The sequence below is a fragment of the Pseudomonas sp. REP124 genome (assembly GCF_020164475.1).
Taxonomy (GTDB): domain Bacteria; phylum Pseudomonadota; class Gammaproteobacteria; order Pseudomonadales; family Pseudomonadaceae; genus Aquipseudomonas.
The window spans coordinates 1-17,476 of the sequence record NZ_JAIQWX010000131.1 but is presented as its reverse complement, the minus strand read 5'-3'; the positions used below and the strand labels follow the sequence as shown (position 1 = coordinate 17,476).

At 58.9% G+C, this 17,476-nt stretch carries 16 protein-coding genes; 8 read left to right on the top strand and 8 right to left on the bottom strand.

Annotated elements, in window-relative coordinates:
- Positions 1–44: 44 nt before the first annotated feature.
- The 3 genes from K9857_RS24215 to K9857_RS24205 are packed head-to-tail and all read right to left on the bottom strand — an operon-like array spanning position 45 to position 2,061.
- Complete coding sequence (locus tag K9857_RS24215; RefSeq protein ID WP_224540060.1) at positions 45–365, bottom strand: multidrug transporter; 321 nt, start codon at positions 363–365, stop codon at positions 45–47.
- Between the two features lie 53 nt (positions 366–418).
- Positions 419–1,231 carry a bifunctional DNA-formamidopyrimidine glycosylase/DNA-(apurinic or apyrimidinic site) lyase gene (gene mutM / locus K9857_RS24210; protein WP_224540058.1) on the bottom strand — a complete coding sequence of 271 codons (813 nt, stop codon included), beginning with the start codon at positions 1,229–1,231 and terminating at the stop codon, positions 419–421.
- A gap of 14 nt (positions 1,232–1,245) precedes the next feature.
- On the bottom strand, positions 1,246–2,061 hold the full coding sequence (locus K9857_RS24205) for an HDOD domain-containing protein (protein WP_224540062.1): 816 nt from the start codon (positions 2,059–2,061) through the stop codon (positions 1,246–1,248).
- 209 nt (positions 2,062–2,270) lie between these two features.
- Between K9857_RS24205 and K9857_RS24200 the strand changes: the two genes are divergently transcribed.
- From K9857_RS24200 to K9857_RS24185, 4 genes are all read left to right on the top strand, one after another.
- A complete protein-coding gene (locus tag K9857_RS24200; RefSeq protein WP_224540056.1) occupies positions 2,271–3,467 on the top strand; it encodes a class I SAM-dependent rRNA methyltransferase in 1,197 nt (398 codons plus the stop codon).
- A 413-nt stretch (positions 3,468–3,880) separates the two neighbouring features.
- Positions 3,881–4,957, top strand: coding sequence for a SagB family peptide dehydrogenase (locus tag K9857_RS24195; RefSeq protein WP_224540054.1), 1,077 nt, complete (start codon positions 3,881–3,883; stop codon positions 4,955–4,957).
- Positions 4,954–5,922: a diiron oxygenase gene (locus K9857_RS24190; RefSeq protein WP_224540052.1), complete on the top strand. Its 969-nt coding sequence runs from the start codon at positions 4,954–4,956 to the stop codon at positions 5,920–5,922. Before K9857_RS24195 ends, K9857_RS24190 begins: the two co-directional genes overlap by 4 nt.
- Entirely contained in the window at positions 5,915–7,123 is a 1,209-nt protein-coding gene (locus tag K9857_RS24185; protein WP_224540049.1) for a multidrug effflux MFS transporter, read from the top strand. Before K9857_RS24190 ends, K9857_RS24185 begins: the two co-directional genes overlap by 8 nt.
- Before the next feature lie 79 nt (positions 7,124–7,202).
- Here the strand turns inward: K9857_RS24185 and K9857_RS24180 are convergent, their stop codons facing one another.
- Complete coding sequence (locus tag K9857_RS24180; protein ID WP_224540047.1) at positions 7,203–7,661, bottom strand: REP-associated tyrosine transposase; 459 nt, start codon at positions 7,659–7,661, stop codon at positions 7,203–7,205.
- Positions 7,662–7,985: 324 nt separating this feature from the next.
- Here K9857_RS24180 and ilvD point away from each other — a divergent pair, with 324 nt between their 5' ends.
- A complete protein-coding gene (gene ilvD / locus K9857_RS24175) occupies positions 7,986–9,827 on the top strand; it encodes a dihydroxy-acid dehydratase (RefSeq protein WP_224540045.1) in 1,842 nt (613 codons plus the stop codon).
- A gap of 282 nt (positions 9,828–10,109) precedes the next feature.
- On the opposite strand, the gene K9857_RS24170 is transcribed toward ilvD, so the two are convergent.
- Positions 10,110–11,165, bottom strand: a complete 1,056-nt coding sequence (locus K9857_RS24170; protein WP_224540043.1) for a haloacid dehalogenase-like hydrolase — start codon at positions 11,163–11,165, stop codon at positions 10,110–10,112.
- A 239-nt stretch (positions 11,166–11,404) separates the two neighbouring features.
- On the opposite strand from K9857_RS24170, the gene K9857_RS24165 reads away from it, so the two are divergent.
- Entirely contained in the window at positions 11,405–12,796 is a 1,392-nt protein-coding gene (locus K9857_RS24165) for an L-cystine transporter (RefSeq protein ID WP_224540041.1), read from the top strand.
- Positions 12,797–12,801: 5 nt separating this feature from the next.
- Here the strand turns inward: K9857_RS24165 and K9857_RS24160 are convergent, their stop codons facing one another.
- Positions 12,802–13,341: a dihydrofolate reductase gene (locus K9857_RS24160; RefSeq protein WP_224540040.1), complete on the bottom strand. Its 540-nt coding sequence runs from the start codon at positions 13,339–13,341 to the stop codon at positions 12,802–12,804.
- A gap of 85 nt (positions 13,342–13,426) precedes the next feature.
- Between K9857_RS24160 and K9857_RS24155 the strand changes: the two genes are divergently transcribed.
- Together K9857_RS24155 and K9857_RS24150 are read left to right on the top strand one after the other, a co-directional pair.
- Positions 13,427–14,797, top strand: coding sequence for a DUF2868 domain-containing protein (locus tag K9857_RS24155; protein WP_224540038.1), 1,371 nt, complete (start codon positions 13,427–13,429; stop codon positions 14,795–14,797).
- Complete coding sequence (locus tag K9857_RS24150) at positions 14,790–16,166, top strand: GTPase/DUF3482 domain-containing protein (RefSeq protein ID WP_224540036.1); 1,377 nt, start codon at positions 14,790–14,792, stop codon at positions 16,164–16,166. Before K9857_RS24155 ends, K9857_RS24150 begins: the two co-directional genes overlap by 8 nt.
- Before the next feature lie 164 nt (positions 16,167–16,330).
- On the opposite strand, the gene K9857_RS24145 is transcribed toward K9857_RS24150, so the two are convergent.
- Together K9857_RS24145 and K9857_RS24140 are read right to left on the bottom strand one after the other, a co-directional pair.
- The gene (locus K9857_RS24145; protein ID WP_224540035.1) at positions 16,331–16,753 is read right to left on the bottom strand and encodes a hypothetical protein; all 423 of its coding nucleotides are present in this window, start codon (positions 16,751–16,753) and stop codon (positions 16,331–16,333) included.
- Between the two features lie 86 nt (positions 16,754–16,839).
- The gene (locus K9857_RS24140) at positions 16,840–17,406 is read right to left on the bottom strand and encodes a phosphonate degradation HD-domain oxygenase (protein ID WP_224540033.1); all 567 of its coding nucleotides are present in this window, start codon (positions 17,404–17,406) and stop codon (positions 16,840–16,842) included.
- Positions 17,407–17,476 lie beyond the last annotated feature (70 nt).

The following is a 17,476-nucleotide window of genomic DNA, read 5'->3' as shown; positions in this document are numbered from 1 at the left end:
AACCTTTGTAGGAGCGAGGCTTGCCCGCGAAGCTTTTGGGCGGCCTACTCCGTCTGCTCGAACCCCTCCCCGATACACCCCAGACACCGCACGAACGCCGCTTTCGCCGGGTCCACCACCAACGCCTGCCCCGCATCGCCCACGCCACCGCCCATCGCGGTAAACGGCAACGACACCACGAACACGCCCGCGCCAAGCACCGTCGCCACCACCAGCAACGGTCGGGCAATCAGCAGGTCGCCGATCATGGCGTACGCCGGTGGGTTGTGGATGGTGTAGAGCGGATCGCCGCTGCCACTGCTGGCGACGGCGCTGGTACCAACGCTCAACAGCAGAGCGGCGGCGAGGGATTTATACAGCTTCATGGCACGGTCCTTCGGCTAGACAGTCAGAACACTGACTATAGACCGTCAGCCATTCAGGTCTGGCAGCGTGGGCAAAACACGCTGGCGCGCTGCCCGAGTTTCACTTCCCGCAACGTGGTTCCGCAGACCTTGCATGGCTCGTCGTTGCGGCCATACACGAACAGTTCCTGCTGGAAATATCCGGGCTGCCCGTCGCCGCCGATAAAGTCGCGCAACGTGGTGCCGCCGCGCTCGATAGCGGCGGCCAGAATGCGTTTGATCTCGATGGCCAGCTTCAGATAACGCGCCCGGGAAATGCCCTTGGCTTCGCGGCGCGGGTCGATCCCGGCGGCGAACAGCGCTTCGGTCGCGTAGATGTTGCCGACGCCCACCACCACCGCGTTATCCATGATGAACGGCTTGACCGCCATCGATCGCCCGCGGGACAGCTGGAACAGGCGCTCGCCGTCGAACAGGTCGGTCAGCGGCTCCGGCCCCAGGCGAATGAGCAATTCATGGTTGAGCGGATCGAGGCTCCAGAGCATCGCGCCAAAGCGCCGTGGGTCGGTGTAGCGCAGGGCCAGGCCGGACTCCAGTTCGATGTCCACATGCTCGTGCTTGGCCGCAGGCATACCGACTTCAACCAGTCGCAAATTGCCCGACATCCCCAAATGGCTGATCAGGGTGCCGACTTCCGCGTTGATCAACAGGTACTTGGCGCGGCGCTCCACCAGCACGATGCGCTGGCCGGACAGGCGCACATCGAGGTCTTCGGGGATCGGCCAGCGCAGGCGGCGGTCACGCACGATCACCCGGCTGACGCGCTGGCCCTCCAGGTGCGGGGCAATGCCGCGACGGGTAGTTTCGACTTCTGGCAATTCAGGCATGGTGCTTCTCTAAATCAGCGGTGAGCGCCCAGTTCGCGGATCGTTTGCTTGAGGTTTTCGAAATCGTAGTCGGACAGGCCGACGTAATCGAGTACCAGCGGCCCGATGGTTTCCCACTCATGGTCCTCGGTCTGGTTGCCCAGCACCCGGTAGGACGCGCAGATGTGCTCGGCCATCTTCAGGATGCCCAGCAGGTTCTTCAGCGAACTGTTACGCGAGGACTCGTCGCTGAAGATCGCCAGGGCATTGTGGTGATTGGCGATGGCGGCCGTGACGTGGTCCGGCAGGCGCCAGGATTTCGCGGTGTAGTAACCGACCACGGCGTGGTTGGTGTTGTAGGCCTGGTTTTCGGTGTCCACTACCCGGCATTCGGGGCCAGCGTTGGCGTAAGCCTGTTCGAGCACCGTCATGTAATCGGGGAACCGCTGGAGCATCAATGGCACGCCGCAGTCGTGGAAAAGCCCCAAGGCATAGGCTTCGTCACCGGCCTGTGCGCCAATGCGCTTGGCCAGGGTCAGGCAGGTCATCGCCACGTCCTGGGCGGTGTCCCAGAAACGGTTCAAGGTGACGATGGTTTCGTCGTTCATCTCGCCCTTGATCGACTGCGCGTTGATCAGGTTGATGATCGAGCGGCTGCCCAACAGGTTCACCGCGCGCTTGATCGAGGCGATCTTGTTGGTCAGGCCGTAATACGGCGAGTTGACGATTTTCAGCAGCGAGCCGGAAAGGCCCGGATCCTGGGAAATCAGCTTCGCGATCACATCCAGATCCGGATCGGGCATGTACTGCTCCATCTGCAGATCCACCATGATCTGCGGTTGGGCAGGCACGCTGATGCCTTGCAGGGATTGATGGATCTGTTCGGGAGTCAACTCTTGGGACATAAGTGCACACTCTTGGCCAGCCGCAGATTCTAGCCGCTAAAACTTGGATCCGACATAGCAAATCGCGGGTCAGACTCTGCTCACCACATGTCCAGTGCCGAACCCGCCTGCCTTGCAACGCGCTATACTCCCGCTCTTTTTTTCGGAGCGACGTCATGTCCCTGCCTAGCCTGCGCCTCAAAGCCAACGCCGACCGTCGTCTGCGCAACGGTCATTTGTGGGTCTACAGCAACGAAATCGATGTAGCCGCAACCCCGTTGCACGGCTTCAAGGCCGGTGATCAGGCGATCCTCGAAGCCGCCGGCGGCAAGCCGCTGGGCATCGTCGCCATGAGCCCGAACAACCTGATCTGCGCCCGCGTGCTGTCGCGCGACATCAAGCTGCCGCTGGACAAGTCGCTGCTGGTGCATCGCCTGAACGTGGCCCTGTCCCTGCGTGAGCGCCTGTTCGACAAGCCGTTCTATCGCCTGGTCTACGGCGACTCCGACCTGCTGCCGGGCCTGGTGGTCGACCGTTTCGGCGACATTCTGGTGGTGCAGATCGCTTCGGCGACCATGGAAGCGCACAAGGACGACGTGATCGCCGCGCTGACCCAGGTGCTCAAACCAAGCGGCATCCTGTTCAAGAATGACTCGGCTGCGCGTGACGCCGAAGGCCTCGAGCGCTACGTCAATACCGTGTTCGGTGTGGTTCCGGAGTGGGTCGCACTGGAAGAGAACGGCGTGAAATTCGAAGCCCCGGTCATCCAGGGCCAGAAAACCGGCTGGTTCTACGACCACCGCATGAACCGCGCCCGTCTGGCGCCGTATGCCAAAGGCAAGCGCGTACTGGATCTGTACAGCTACATCGGCGGCTGGGGCGTGCAAGCTGCAGCTTTCGGCGCCAGTGAAGTGTTCTGCGTCGACGCCTCGGGCTTCGCCCTCGACGGCGTGGAGCGCAACGCCGCGTTGAACGGCTTCGCCGACAAAATGACCTGCATCGAAGGCGACGTCTTCGAAGCCCTGAAAGAGCTGAAGGCCAGCGAAGAACGTTTCGACGTGATCGTCGCCGACCCGCCTGCCTTCATCAAACGCAAGAAAGACATGAAAAACGGCGAAGGCGCCTACCGCCGCCTGAACGAGCAAGCCATGCGCCTGCTCACCAAGGACGGCATCCTCGTCAGCGCCTCCTGCTCGATGCACCTGCCGGAAGACGACCTGCAAAACATCCTCCTAACCAGCGCCCGCCACCTGGACCGCAACATCCAGATGCTCGAACGCGGCGGCCAGGGCCCGGACCATCCGGTGCACCCGGCGATTGTCGAGACTCGGTACATCAAGAGCATTACTTGCCGGTTGTTGCCTAATAGCTGATTTACAGCTGTACGAAAGGGGGCAATTGCCCCCTTTTTTTAAATCTAATTCAACCAAATCCACCTCAAAAATCATAACAACAGCAACTAACCTTCACCAAACCTCTTGCATGTAGGACTCACCCTACAAACCATAAATTGATCTGTAAGAACACTCCTATAAAAATATTAGAAAATTCCTACCTAACATTTGTTTGATAAATAGCATCTGACAAACTACGATCAAACCGTCACCCAAAGGTGACATTTCAAACAAATAAAAGGAGTTTCAAAAATGAAAGAAATTATCTTGGAAGCTACCAGCATCGCAAACCTGGCCTTTTTGGTAGAACCAAAAAGCCGTTAAATAAATGAAACGCTGGGGAGTGCCGGCTACCCAGCCGTCTCAGGATGAAAAATCCAGGAAAAATTCACATGAATATAAACCCATATCTATTCATGCTTCCGCGCACGCCCAATCTAATTATCTGGGATTACAAAAACCACAGACAATTCGAGCTGAATCAAAACTATTCAAACAGGCTTACCGAACTAATAGAAAATCCAAACTCCTACAACAAATCGAACACAATTGATGCTGATCTTCTTGCTGCGAAAATACTGACAACTGCACCAATCGAGGCAATTGAGTGGGGATGGGACGATTTATCAAAAATATTCCATATCGGCACTAAAAATATCCCATGCGAACAGCCCCCTAAGAATATCGATGAATGGTCTAAACGATATTTCGACCATTGCACCGATGTGTTATCGAGACCTTCCCCAGAGAAAAGCAATTTAGAACAGGTAGAGCTTGAACTGCTTGAACTACCAAAAGCCTCTGTCATGGAGCGCTCCATAACTGACGTTCTATTAGATCGAAAGACTTGTCGCACCTTTACCGGCGAGGCCATTTCACTTGAAACCCTGAGTACGATTTTGTATCTGACTCTCGGCTATTTGCATGAACGTGAAAAGGATATCGAAGAAATCGTCGCCAAAGCCTTCCGGGCGCGGAGAAGCAGCCCTTCTGGCGGGGGCCTGAATGCCTGTGAGGGTTTTCTATATGTTCAGAACGTAATAGGCCTTAAACCTGGAATCTATTCGTACCATCCCAGAAAAAATGCGATTAGCTTTGTTAATCCCCTGCCTTGTGAAAATTTAGGTCAATTACTATGCGGCCAGCACTTCGTCAACAACCTGCCATTTGGCCTTTTCATTACCTGTAGATTTGACAAATTATGGTGGAAGTACGAACACTCTCGAGCCTATCGAATGGCATACGTGGAGGCGGGCCACATTTCTCAGACCTTTCAATTGGTGGCCACATCAATGGGTTTGAACACATGGTTGACTGGTGCGCTAACCGACGATCAGGTCGAGGCATTACTGGGGCTTGAATGCAGTACGGAGCAACCATTGTTTTTTGTAGGTTGTGGGCGAAGTGACGGACAAGTGATGTGCAAAGAGCTTAACGCACTGATCGATAATCAAGGACTTACACAATGAAAACCATCATCGGCCCGGACTTGAATCCGACATTTTCGTCTCAGCATTTCACTCTTCATGATTGGGACAACAAGGCATCCGTACGAACCAACAAGCATTGCTGTTTATTGCCTTTGGACTTGCAACAACAATTGAAAACCCGAAATTGGTTCCCTCTAGACTTCTTGCCTTATCTAAATCACCCAGCGATCAGCAATAGAGCAATCACTCACCACCTGTCCGCCAGTCATTTGGTGTATTTCCTCGACTACACTACGCTGCTCGAGCATCGAATTGTCAATCGATCCGTCGAAACCATAATTTACAATGAACTCGGTATTTCTATTCCTACAAGGATGAAAGCAGCCGCTCTGCAGCTCTACACTGACGAGGGTTATCACGCGCTTTTCTCCAGTCAACTCGCTGAACAGGTTGCAGACTTCTACGGCATTACCGTTCGACAGGTCACACCTCGGCGAATAGCCAGACTGAACAACTTAATTGAGCGTACACCCGAGAGGCGCAAGAAACTTTGTTGGTTTCTCATTGGTTTCGTATCAGAGACGATAATCGCCAAAGAACTGCTCGATGCTTGTCGAGATGAATTAGTGAGCAGTGTTCAGGATATGCTTAGAGACCACCTTAATGACGAGGCACGACATAGCCGTTATTTTTGTGAGGTATTCCACTATCTCTGGTTAAATCTAGACAGTGATCAACGCGCATTCTCAACCAGTTCGCTGGTAGAAATTTTACTCATTTTCTTTGAAATTGATGAGCCTTGGCTCGGCAGCAGTTTGCGAGGCGCGGGTCTGGATGAAACGTCCGTTCTAGAAATACTCTCTGATCTGACAAGTTCACAAGCATGCTTGCGTCGAGCCCGCTCAGGCGCAAGACCCACGCTGAAGGCACTAACCAAAGCCGGCGTCTTCGAAATTCCTTCCAACCGGCAAATTTTCTTCAATGCCGGACTTCTCGATGAATAAAAGAAATGAGATTCACGACTCTAAAAGGAAGTGGGCTGCAATCATTCTGTTATTGACGATGGTTTTACTCGGCGTCTTTCCGCTTGATGTTTTGCTGCCATCCTTTCCAGCTTTGGCTGAACACTTCCGCACCACACCATCCGACATTGCATTTTCCATCAGTTTGTTCGCTGTCGGTATTTCTCTGTCTCAACTGGTGATAGGGCCGCTCTCAGACACGATGGGACGTAAGGCTCTGCTCCTTGCTGGATTGGCTGTATCAATCATCGGCGCCGCCGGTTGTGTTCTGTCCACCGATTACACATGGTTCCTGTTGTTTCGGTTGGTCCAAGCCATTGGCTGTGGCTGCTTCGTACTGTCACAGGCGCTGGTTCAAGACCTGTTCCAAGGGCCAGAGCGGGATCGTCTGCGAATATTGATGGTAACCGCTAGCGGGATTTTCATTTCTATTTCACCGTTGTTGGGAAGCGTACTGCAACACGTTATGGACTGGCCCGGCAGCTTCTTATTGTTCATTGCACTCGCTGGAATCGTGTTTCTGAAGACGCATTTTTTTTTGGAAGATAAGCGCCCCCTCACTGCCTCACCACAGAACATCCTTCACGCGTACAGACAAATCTGCGCTGACGCGGGTTTCATGGGTTACTGGTTGATAGCCGCCTTTACCTTCAGTTGCCACTTTTCCTTCATCGTAATCTCACCACTGATCTTCATGGAGCAGTTGCAGCTTTCAGAGTACGAGTTTTCTCTTGCTCTATTGCTCTATGGCGCGGCGTACATCGTCGGTGGTGGTATTGCCCAGATACTTTCCTGCCGAATAAGCCCTAGCATCCAAATCATCGTCGGCCTGAGCCTGATTTGCTTTTCAGGTCTTGTAATGCTTTTACTCTCACATTGGTCAGAGCTTTCAATCCTGACTGTATTGATCCCGATGATCATATGTACCGCCGGCACCACCATCGCCCGTCCTATTGCCACGTCCAAAGCTATGGATGTGTTTCCGGAAAACGCCGGCACATCGGCATCCGCCGGGAACACAATTATTTTCATCTGTGGCGGATTGATCAGCGCTCTGATCAACCTGAGCGGCGCTGATTTGCAAACAACCTTGGCACTGACCTTCCTGCTGCTAAGCGCCGCAGGCCTCGCCCTCAATCACTTGCTCTCCTGTAGGAGCGAGCATGCTCGCGATGGTCGCTAACAGTAACGCTGGGGGCCTGATACCCCGCGGTGTTCTGGATTCCATCGCGAGCGTGCTCGCTCTTACAGGGACGGGGGCGTCAGATCCATTGGGCGTCCCATAGTGGGTATTGGCCGATGTGGTCGACGAGGCCTGCGCGCAACGGATTCGCGATGATGTATCGGGCGGCGAGTTTCAGATCGTCTTCCCAGCGCAATGCCCTGTCGAAATAACCCTTCTGCCACACCCTCTCCGGATGACCTCGCTTCAGATTGATTGCGCGGGCACTGCGCGCCTTGGTGGTTTGCATCAGTTTCGGCAAGTCGCCATTGTGCAGTTCGACCAGCCAGTGAAAGTGATCCGGCATGACCACCCAGGCGATGGAGGTGGCGTTGCCGGCTTCCTGGGCTCTTTTGAATTCGTTCACCACAACGCGACCAACGCGCCAATCCTGGAAGATCGGCTGTCGTTCATGGGTGACGGCGGTCAACAGATAGATGCGCCCGGATTCCGAGTGGCGGCCGGTGCGTAGATGATGGGCGTGCAGCATGTTGGACATTCCGTTGTCCTCTTCTGTGGTTGGAAGAGAAAACGTTAGACGCAACGGCTGACGACGGTGTGATGACACAGAATCAGAATGTGTCGGTGTCAAGCCCGCACGTCTCGCAAATGCTCTGGCCCATTCCCTCCAGCCGCCAGCCGTGTAGAATCGCGACATTCATCGCCAGTCATCCCCGGCGGGTTTATGAGCTCAAGCTGAAGCGCGCGGCGATCCCGCAAAGTTATCGGCAGCCTTTGGACACACGGCCATTTTCCGAGTATTCCAGACGTCACTAGAAGCTCACTTCCCTTTTGATACCTGATTAGCCGCCCGGAGTGCTTCATGCCTGATTACCGCTCGAAAACATCCACCCACGGCCGCAACATGGCCGGTGCCCGCGCTTTGTGGCGCGCCACGGGGATGAAAGATGACGACTTCAAAAAGCCGATCATCGCCATTGCCAACTCCTTCACCCAGTTCGTACCGGGCCACGTCCACCTCAAGGACCTGGGCCAACTGGTCGCCCGCGAGATCGAACGCGCTGGCGGTGTCGCCAAGGAATTCAACACCATCGCCGTGGACGACGGCATCGCCATGGGTCACGACGGCATGCTGTATTCGCTGCCGAGCCGCGAAATCATTGCCGACTCCGTCGAGTACATGGTCAACGCCCACTGCGCCGACGCCATCGTCTGCATCTCCAACTGCGACAAGATCACCCCTGGCATGCTGATGGCCGCCCTGCGCCTGAACATCCCGGTGATCTTCGTGTCCGGCGGCCCGATGGAAGCCGGCAAGACCAAACTGGCCAGCCACGGTCTCGACCTGGTCGACGCCATGGTGATCGCCGCCGACTCCAGCGCTTCTGACGAGAAGGTTGCCGAGTACGAGCGCAGCGCCTGCCCGACTTGCGGTTCGTGCTCCGGCATGTTCACCGCCAACTCGATGAACTGCCTGACCGAAGCCCTGGGCCTGGCCCTGCCGGGCAACGGTTCGACCCTGGCCACCCACAGCGACCGCGAGCAGCTGTTCCTGCAGGCCGGCCGCACCATCGTCGAGCTGTGCAAGCGCTACTACGGCGAGAACGATGAGTCGGTGCTGCCGCGCAACATCGCCAACTTCGAAGCCTTCGAAAACGCCATGATGCTCGACATCGCCATGGGCGGTTCGACCAACACCATCCTGCACCTGCTGGCCGCTGCCCAGGAAGCCGAGATCGCTTTCGACCTGCGTGACATCGATCGCCTGTCGCGCAAGGTGCCGCAACTGTGCAAGGTCGCGCCGAACATCCAGAAGTACCACATGGAAGACGTGCACCGTGCCGGCGGGATCTTCAGCATCCTCGGCTCGCTGGCCCGTGGCGGTCTGCTGCACACCCAGCTGCCGACCGTGCACAGCCGCAGCATGGAAGAAGCCATCGCCAAGTGGGACATCACCCAGACCAACGACGAAGCGGTTCACCACTTCTTCAAGGCAGGTCCAGCCGGCATCCCGACGCAGACTGCGTTCAGCCAGTCGACACGTTGGGACACCCTGGACGACGACCGTGAAAACGGCTGCATCCGCAGTTTCGAACACGCCTATTCGAAAGAAGGCGGCCTGGCCGTGCTGTACGGCAACATCGCCCTGGACGGCTGCGTGGTAAAAACCGCCGGCGTCGATGAGTCGATCCACGTATTCGAAGGCAACGCTAAGATCTTCGAAAGCCAGGACAGCGCTGTACGCGGCATCCTCGCCGACGAAGTGAAGGAAGGCGATATCGTCATCATTCGCTACGAAGGCCCGAAAGGCGGCCCGGGCATGCAGGAAATGCTCTACCCGACCTCGTACCTGAAGTCCAAAGGCCTGGGCAAAGCCTGCGCCCTGCTCACCGACGGCCGCTTCTCCGGCGGTACCTCGGGCCTGTCCATCGGCCACGCTTCGCCTGAAGCCGCTGCCGGTGGCGCGATCGGTCTGGTGAAGGACGGCGACAAGGTGCTGATCGACATTCCGAACCGCTCGATCAACCTGTTGGTCAGCGACGAAGAACTGGCCGAGCGCCGGGTCGAGCAGGACAAGAAGGGTTGGAAACCGGTTGAAGTGCGTCCACGTAAAGTGACCACTGCGCTGAAGGCCTATGCCCTGCTGGCGACCAGTGCGGACAAGGGTGCCGTGCGTGACAAGGCGATGCTTGACGGGCTGTAAGCGTCAGCCGCGCCAATGAAGATGCCCCGCCATGTGCGGGGCATTTTTTTGCGTCGGATGTGCGAAGGGTGCTGTGTCATTCGGGATCGATGGTGGATGTCATGGCCTCTTCGCGGGCAAGCCCGCTCCCACAGCAATGCAGATGTTCATGCATGCCAGGCACTCTGTAGGAGCGAGCACGCTCGCGATGGTCGTCAACGATAACGCTGGCTGCCTGACACCACGCGGTGGCTGATCCTCCATCGCGAGCATGCTCGCTCCTACAGGGGTCAGCGGGTGGTCTTACTGAATCTCTTCAGGCTTGACGATCACCCAGTTCTTGTCTGCCGTCACGGTCAGTCCTTCCTTGGCCTGGGCGGCGGCGTTCTTGGCCATCATCCCGTTGATCTGGGTCATGTACTTGTCCTTGCGGTTGACCCACAGGTGGATGCCGCCCTTGGCCACGTCGACGCTGTGGAACAGCATGTAGCCGTCGCTGCTCGGGGTGTCGCCGCCGACGAGGACCGGTTTTTTCCATTCGTCGATGTAGGTCAGGATCGCCGCCTGCTTGCCGGCCATCCAGGTCGCCGGGGTCCACAGGTAAGGGGTCAGTTCCAGACCGAGGTTGGCTTTCTCGTCATATTTGCCTGCGGTGATCTGCTTGCGCGCGGTGGTCAGTTCGCCGGTTTTCTGATCCTTGAGCAGCAGAGACACGCCGATCACGTTCTGCGGTTTGACGTTGTAGCCGTACTTCGGATCGGACGCGACCATGCGCACCAGCTCTTCGGAAGCGGCGGTCATCACATAGACCTCGATGCCATTCTCCATCAGCTTGTTGTACAGCTCTTGCTGGCCGGTGAAGATTTTCGGCGGGTTGACGTCGAGTTTCTTGACCACGTCGCCTTCGTAATAGGTCGCCGGCACCGGCTTGCCCGAAGCCATCATCTCGTCGACGTAGCCCTTGAGTTCCTTGAGGGTGAAGCCGGAGAACACCTGGGCGACCCATGGGTAGCAGACCATGTCGTCGAGTTCACAGAGACGGTAGTAGTAGCTGAACAGGCTTTCCTTGTGGTCGGCGGTGTCCTTGAACGGGATGAGTTTCAGGGAGGGATCGAGTTTGTCGCGGGTGATCAGGCCCTTGTTTTCCATGAACGGCAGCAACGACTCTTCGAGGTCGTAGCGGTAACTGGTGTTGTCCATGTCGAACACCGCGTAGTTACCTTTGTTGGCGTTGGCCGCGATCATCGCGTCCAGCGCCTTGGCCTGATCGGCGGGCCAGTGCTTCAGGTCAGTGGCGAAGGCCTGGCTGGCAAGGCCGAGGCACAGTGCAGCAGCGAGCAGTTTCGGTGCGAACTTCATCTGCAGATCTCCCTGATTCAAAGAGATCAACGCTATCAAATCAGTGTGACAGTCCTCGTCTGTCAGCGACCGCCAACACGCCTATCGCGCCAATTGCATCCCGAAAGCGACATGCGCTTATTCCAAAAACGACAGTTTCAAGACGTTTTCGGTATTAATTCTTTAGATTTCAAGCTGTTAGGCTTGCCGGTTCGCAGCTGCCCCGGAAGGCAGTTGGCACATGTCTAATGGGAGTTCCAATGAATCTGCCGCTGATTCTCAATCTGTTGGTGTTCCTCGCCCTGCTCCTGGGCCTGGCACAAACCCGCCACACCAGTTGGAGCCTGGCCAAGAAAGTCCTGCTCGCACTGGCGCTGGGCGTGGCATTCGGCGTGGCGCTGCACACGATTTACGGGACCGGTAATCCGGTACTGAAAGCTTCGATCGGCTGGTTCGATCTGGTGGGCAACGGTTACGTGCAGTTGCTGCAAATGATCGTCATCCCGCTGGTGTTCGCCTCGATCCTCAGCGCCGTGGCCCGTCTGCACAACGCGTCATCGCTGGGTAAAATCAGTTTCCTGGCCATCGGCACCCTGCTGTTCACCACCGCCATCGCGGCGCTGATCGGCATCGGCCTGACCAACCTGTTCGGCCTCACCGCCGAAGGCCTGGTGGCCGGCACCCAGGAAATGGCCCGCCTGCAAACCATCCAGACCGACTATGCCGGCAAGGTCGCCGACCTGAATGTGCCGCAGTTGCTGCTGTCGTTCATTCCGCAAAACCCGTTCGCCGATCTGGCGCGGGCCAAGCCGACGTCGATCATCAGCGTGGTGATCTTCGCCGCCTTCCTCGGCGTCGCCGCCTTGCAACTGCTGAAGGATGACGCGGAAAAAGGTCAGAAAGTGATCAACGCCATCGACACCCTGCAAGCCTGGGTGATGCGTCTGGTGCGCCTGGTGATGAAGCTGACCCCGTACGGCGTGTTGGCGCTGATGACCAAGGTGGTGGCGGGCTCGAACCTGCAGGACATCATCAAGCTCGGCAGTTTTGTGGTGGTGTCCTACATCGGCCTGGGCCTGATGTTCGTGGTTCACGGCCTGCTGGTGTCCGCCGCCGGGATCAACCCGCTGCGCTTCTTCCGCAAGATCTGGCCGGTGCTGACCTTCGCCTTCACCAGCCGTTCGAGCGCCGCGACCATTCCGTTGAGCATCGAAGCGCAGACCAGTCGCCTGGGCATTCCACAGGCCATCGCCAGTTTCGCCGCCTCGTTCGGCGCGACTATCGGCCAGAACGGTTGCGCCGGTCTGTATCCGGCAATGCTCGCGGTGATGGTGGCGCCCACTGTCGGCATCAACCCGCTGGACCCGCTGTGGATCGCGACGCTGGTGGCGATTGTGACCTTGAGTTCGGCCGGGGTGGCCGGTGTGGGTGGCGGTGCGACCTTCGCCGCGCTGATCGTGTTGCCGGCGATGGGCTTGCCGGTGTCACTGGTGGCGTTGCTGATTTCGGTTGAGCCGCTGATCGATATGGGGCGTACGGCGTTGAACGTCAGTGGTTCGATTACGGCGGGGGCGGTGGCCAGTCAGGTGATGCAGCAGACTGATAAAGCGCTGTTGGAGGCGGATGAGCATTCGGCGTTGGCGCATGCCTGAGTCTTTCAGCGACTGAGCGGGCCTCTTCGCGGGCAAGCCCTCTCCCAAACCTCGAAGTTGTAGGCCGGCTTGTCATCCACCGCCGGGTTTTCCACATTGGAAACCAGCTTCCAGTCCTTCGCCTCGAACTCCGGAAACCAAGCATCCCCTTCCGGGCTCAGCGCCACGCGGGTCAGGTACAGGCGATCGGCCTGGGCCATGCCTTGGGCATAGAGCTGCGCCCCGCCAATCAGCATCAGCTCATCGACGCCCTGCGCCTTCGCCCATTCTTCGGCGCGGGCCACGGCGGCTTCCAGCGACGGGTAGACCTCGGCGCCTTCGAGCTGCAGACCGGCCTGACGGCTGACCACGATGTTCAAGCGGCCCGGCAGCGGGCGACCGAGGGAATCCCAGGTCTTGCGACCCATGATGATCGGCTTGCCCAGGGTGGTGGCCTTGAAGTATTTGAAGTCCCCCGGCAGGTGCCAGGGCATGCTGTTGTCGACGCCGATCACGCGGTTTTCACCGAGGGCCGCGATCAGGCTGAGGGGGAGTGATTTAGTCATGCCGGCGAGGATACCAGAGGCGTCCGTACCCCGATAAGCGCCACAGCGGTTATGCTCACAGCTCAATTAAGCGACGGGATGCCGCGTGACTGAACTGAATAACCTCTGGCTCACGGAAACCATCCGCCTGCGCGAAGAGCACGCAGGGCCCCTGGAAGATCTGGAAGCCAATCGCCTGGCCCGCAGCGCCGGCGGCGATCTGCCGACCCGCATTCAACGCCGGGCCCTGTGGCTGGCCGAGCGGGATGGCTTGAGCAGTGCGCTCACCCATTGGCTGCAAGGGGCACGCCTGGCGCTGCTCGTGCTGGCGGTGCTGGCGGTGGTCAGCGGTGCCGGTCTGGCGTTCGCCGCCTTGGGCGATGGGCAAACGCCGGTCAATGTGTTCTGGGCCTTGGGCAGCCTGCTTGGGCTGAATCTGATTCTGCTGTTGAGCTGGGCCTTCGGCCTGCTGTTCGCCGGCGAGCACGGCGCCAGCCTAGGTCGTTTGTGGCTGTGGCTCAGCGAAAAACTCGCCCGGGACGCCAAAGCCGCGCAGCTCGCTCCCGCCCTGCTCCTGCTATTGCAAAGGCAGAAACTCAATCGCTGGGCCATCGGCGTGCTGGTCAACGGCTTGTGGCTGCTGGCGATGCTCAGTGCGCTGGTGATGCTGCTGACGTTGATGGCCACCCGGCGCTACGGCTTCGTCTGGGAAACCACCATCCTAGGTGGCGACACCTTCGTCGCCCTGACCCAAGGCCTCGGCGCCCTGCCATCCCTGCTCGGATTCAGTGTGCCAACGACCGAAATGATCCGCGCCAGTGGCGACGCCGCGCTGAATATCGAAAGCGCACGGCAAGACTGGGCCGGTTGGCTGGTGGGTGTGCTGCTGGTGTACGGCGTGCTGCCGCGCCTGCTGCTGGCGCTATTTTGCCTGTGGCGCTGGAAATCCGGCAAAGCGGCTCTGCATCTCGACCTGAACCTGCCCGGCTACGCGCAACTTCGTGAGCGCCTGATGCCCACCAGCGAACGCCTAGGCATCAGCGATGCGGCGCCCGAGCAGCTTCATCGGGTCGAAAGCGGCGTCAGCGAAGCCCAGTCCGATGGCGCGCTGCTAGTGGCCATCGAGCTGGACGATCAGCGCCCGTGGCCACCGCAGATGCCGAAAAATGTCATCAATGCCGGCATCCTCGACAGCCGCGAATCGCGGAACAAACTGCTCGAACAATTGAGCCGCTTTCCCCCTGCGCGCCTGGCCATTGCCTGCGATCCGCAGCGTTCGCCGGATCGCGGCAGCCTTGCCTTGATCGCCGAACTGGCCCGCAGCGCTGCTGCCACTCGCGTGTGGCTGCTGCAACCTCCACCCGGTGAGGCGCTGGATGCCGACCGCCTCGGCGACTGGCATGCGGCGCTGCAACAGCTGGACATTCCATTCGCCGATAGCGCGCCGCTGAACTGGCTGGAGAGCGGTCATGACTGATGGCAAAAACGCGCCGCTGAAACTGGCCGTGGTCGGCCACACCAACGTCGGCAAGACCTCGTTACTGCGTACCCTGACCCGTGATGTCGGCTTCGGCGAAGTCTCCCATCGCCCCAGCACCACCCGCCATGTCGAAGGCGCGCGGCTGTCGGTGAACGGCGAGCCGTTGCTCGATCTGTTCGACACGCCGGGGCTGGAAGATGCCATCGCCCTGCTCGATTACCTCGAGCGCGTGGAGCGTCCCGGCGAACGCCTCGACGGCCCGGCTCGCTTGGCGCGATTCCTCGAAGGCAGCGAGGCGCGGCAGCGCTTCGAACAGGAAGCCAAGGTGTTGCGCCAGTTGCTCACCTGCGATGCCGGCCTCTACGTGATCGACGCCCGCGAGCCGGTATTGGCCAAGTACCGCGATGAGCTGGAAGTGTTGGCCAGCTGCGGCAAACCGCTGTTGCCGGTGCTGAATTTCGTCAGCAGCGCCAACCACCGCGAACCGGCCTGGCGTGAAGCCCTGGCGCGTCTGGGCCTGCATGCGCTGGTGCGTTTCGACAGCGTGGCGCCGCCGGAGGATGGCGAGCGACGACTGTATGAAAGCCTCGCGCTTTTGCTCGAACACGCGCGGCCACAACTGGAACGGTTGATTGCCGATCAACAGGCGCAACGCCAGGCGCGTCATCAGAGTGCCGGGCGATTGATCGCGGAACTGCTGATCGACTGCGCGGCGTGCCGGCGCAGCGTGGCCAGCGAGGCCGAGCAGGAACAGCAGGCGATCAGCGAATTGCGACAGGCCGTGCGTCAGCGGGAACAGCGCTGTGTCGAAGCCCTGCTCAAGCTATACGCCTTTCGCCCGCAAGATGCGGCGGCCAGTGACTTGCCGCTGCTCGACGGGCGTTGGGGTGATGACCTGTTCAATCCGGAAACCCTCAAGCAATTGGGCGTGCGAGTCGGCGGCGGGATCGCGGCGGGTGCGGCGGCCGGGGCGGGTGTGGATTTGCTGGTGGGTGGTTTGACCCTCGGTGCTGCTGCACTGGCGGGTGCCATTGCTGGAGGCGCTCTGCAAACCGCGCGCAGTTATGGCAGTCGGTTGCTTGGCAAGATCAAGGGGCAGCGCGAGTTGACGGTGGATGACAGCGTGTTGCGCTTGTTGGCGTTGCGCCAAAGGCAGTTGCTGCAAGCCCTGGAAGCCCGTGGGCATGCGGCGATGGAGAGCATTCAGGTGGCGACGCCTCAGGATAAATCCTGGCGCGAGGGCAAGTTGCCTGAAGCCTTGAACAGAGCGCGGGCGCATCCGCAGTGGTCGTCGCTTAATGGGCAGGCGAAGTTGAATCAGGCGGAGCGGCAGGAGCAGATTGAGGTGTTGGCGGGGCAGCTTTAGGGGTTTGGTCGACAATTCATGTTGGTCACACTGGCCTCTTCGCGAGCAAGCCCCCTCCCACATTTGACCGCGTTCTCTCTGGAGAAACCGGGTCGAATGTGGGAGCGGCGGTGCGACGGTTCGACTTGCTCGCGAAGGGCGCGACCCGGTTCAGAAGTGAAACGCTACAGACCGAGCTTCATGAACTCCCGCACCAGAGCATTCACTCGGGTGCGATCCGTGCGGTTGGCGTGTCCGTCGTTGTCGATGTCGGAAACCAGCACGATCTCGAAGCCGCCGTCGTTATCCAGATCATGCACCGCCGCCTTGTAGGCGATGATCGGCCCTTCGTGGAAGTGCAGCCGCACCGACTCCGGCGTGCCGTCGCCGGACGGGTTCAGCGAGAACATGCGCATGTGCCGCTCCTCGCCTTCACCCTCGTTGAACCACCGGCATTTCAGGTAGTTGGTGCCGAAGGTCCGAAGCAGCCGAACCTCGGCGTCCGTCACGTCGCGCAGAAATTTATCGTCTTCAAAAACCTGGTAGTGCAGCGTCTCTGCTTCGCCGCTGCCGTCTCGATCCTGTGCAATCACTTTCAAATAGCGCATCGAATTACCTCCATGTGGAAAGCTCAGATTGAGCCTTGCCAACGAGGCGCTCCATGCAACAGATTCGGCGATGTCTGTAGGACTGTTCAGCCAGCCTCGCGGGACAAGACGCTGATTGCCTTGCGCTTGAGCACATCCAGATCCAGCACCGGCACGTGCATTTCCTTGGCCAGTTCATCCCACTGGCGCATGCGCAGGCTCACTTCGCACAACGGGTCCTGCTCGAAGGCATCGGCCTCGACGTCGGTCATCACCCCGCCCTGATACTCCAGCGTGCGACGGCTGGCTTCGCTCAGGCGCGCGTAGTAGCCCGGCTCCCTCAGCGTCAGATAACGCTTGGCCTGGACGTGATACTCCACCAGCCGCGCCATGCGCTCGCTGAAGCCCGCGCTGCGCAGGTAGTCGGCGCCCAGGCGTTCATGGCTGACCACGCCATAGCCGCCCATATTCTCGGCATCTTCGGCGCAGATGTGCCCGATGTCGTGGAAGAACGCGGCGAGCACCACTTCATCATCAAAGCCTTCGGCCATGGCGCATTGCGCGGCCTGGGACATGTGCTCGATCTGCGACACCGGCTCGCCGATGTAGTCGCTGCTGCCGAAGCGTTCGTACAGGGCGAAGACCTTGGCGACGGTTTGTTCGTTGGGGTTCATCAGAAGGCTCTCGATGAATTGGGATTTGTGGTGAAGGGTAGACCGTCTTCGCGGGCAAGCCTCGCTCCTA

Coding starts and splice junctions, on each gene's coding strand:
- K9857_RS24160 (WP_224540040.1), bottom strand. CDS start 13,341: ATGACTAAATCACTCCCCCTCAGCCTGATCGCGGCCCTCGGTGAAAAC.
- K9857_RS24180 (WP_224540047.1), bottom strand. CDS start 7,661: ATGTCCAACATGCTGCACGCCCATCATCTACGCACCGGCCGCCACTCG.
- mutM (WP_224540058.1), bottom strand. CDS start 1,231: ATGCCTGAATTGCCAGAAGTCGAAACTACCCGTCGCGGCATTGCCCCG.
- K9857_RS24165 (WP_224540041.1), top strand. CDS start 11,405: ATGAATCTGCCGCTGATTCTCAATCTGTTGGTGTTCCTCGCCCTGCTC.
- K9857_RS24145 (WP_224540035.1), bottom strand. CDS start 16,753: ATGCGCTATTTGAAAGTGATTGCACAGGATCGAGACGGCAGCGGCGAA.
- K9857_RS24190 (WP_224540052.1), top strand. CDS start 4,954: ATGAAAACCATCATCGGCCCGGACTTGAATCCGACATTTTCGTCTCAG.
- K9857_RS24150 (WP_224540036.1), top strand. CDS start 14,790: ATGACTGATGGCAAAAACGCGCCGCTGAAACTGGCCGTGGTCGGCCAC.
- K9857_RS24200 (WP_224540056.1), top strand. CDS start 2,271: ATGTCCCTGCCTAGCCTGCGCCTCAAAGCCAACGCCGACCGTCGTCTG.
- K9857_RS24140 (WP_224540033.1), bottom strand. CDS start 17,406: ATGAACCCCAACGAACAAACCGTCGCCAAGGTCTTCGCCCTGTACGAA.
- K9857_RS24185 (WP_224540049.1), top strand. CDS start 5,915: ATGAATAAAAGAAATGAGATTCACGACTCTAAAAGGAAGTGGGCTGCA.
- K9857_RS24195 (WP_224540054.1), top strand. CDS start 3,881: ATGAATATAAACCCATATCTATTCATGCTTCCGCGCACGCCCAATCTA.
- K9857_RS24215 (WP_224540060.1), bottom strand. CDS start 365: ATGAAGCTGTATAAATCCCTCGCCGCCGCTCTGCTGTTGAGCGTTGGT.
- K9857_RS24170 (WP_224540043.1), bottom strand. CDS start 11,165: ATGAAGTTCGCACCGAAACTGCTCGCTGCTGCACTGTGCCTCGGCCTT.
- ilvD (WP_224540045.1), top strand. CDS start 7,986: ATGCCTGATTACCGCTCGAAAACATCCACCCACGGCCGCAACATGGCC.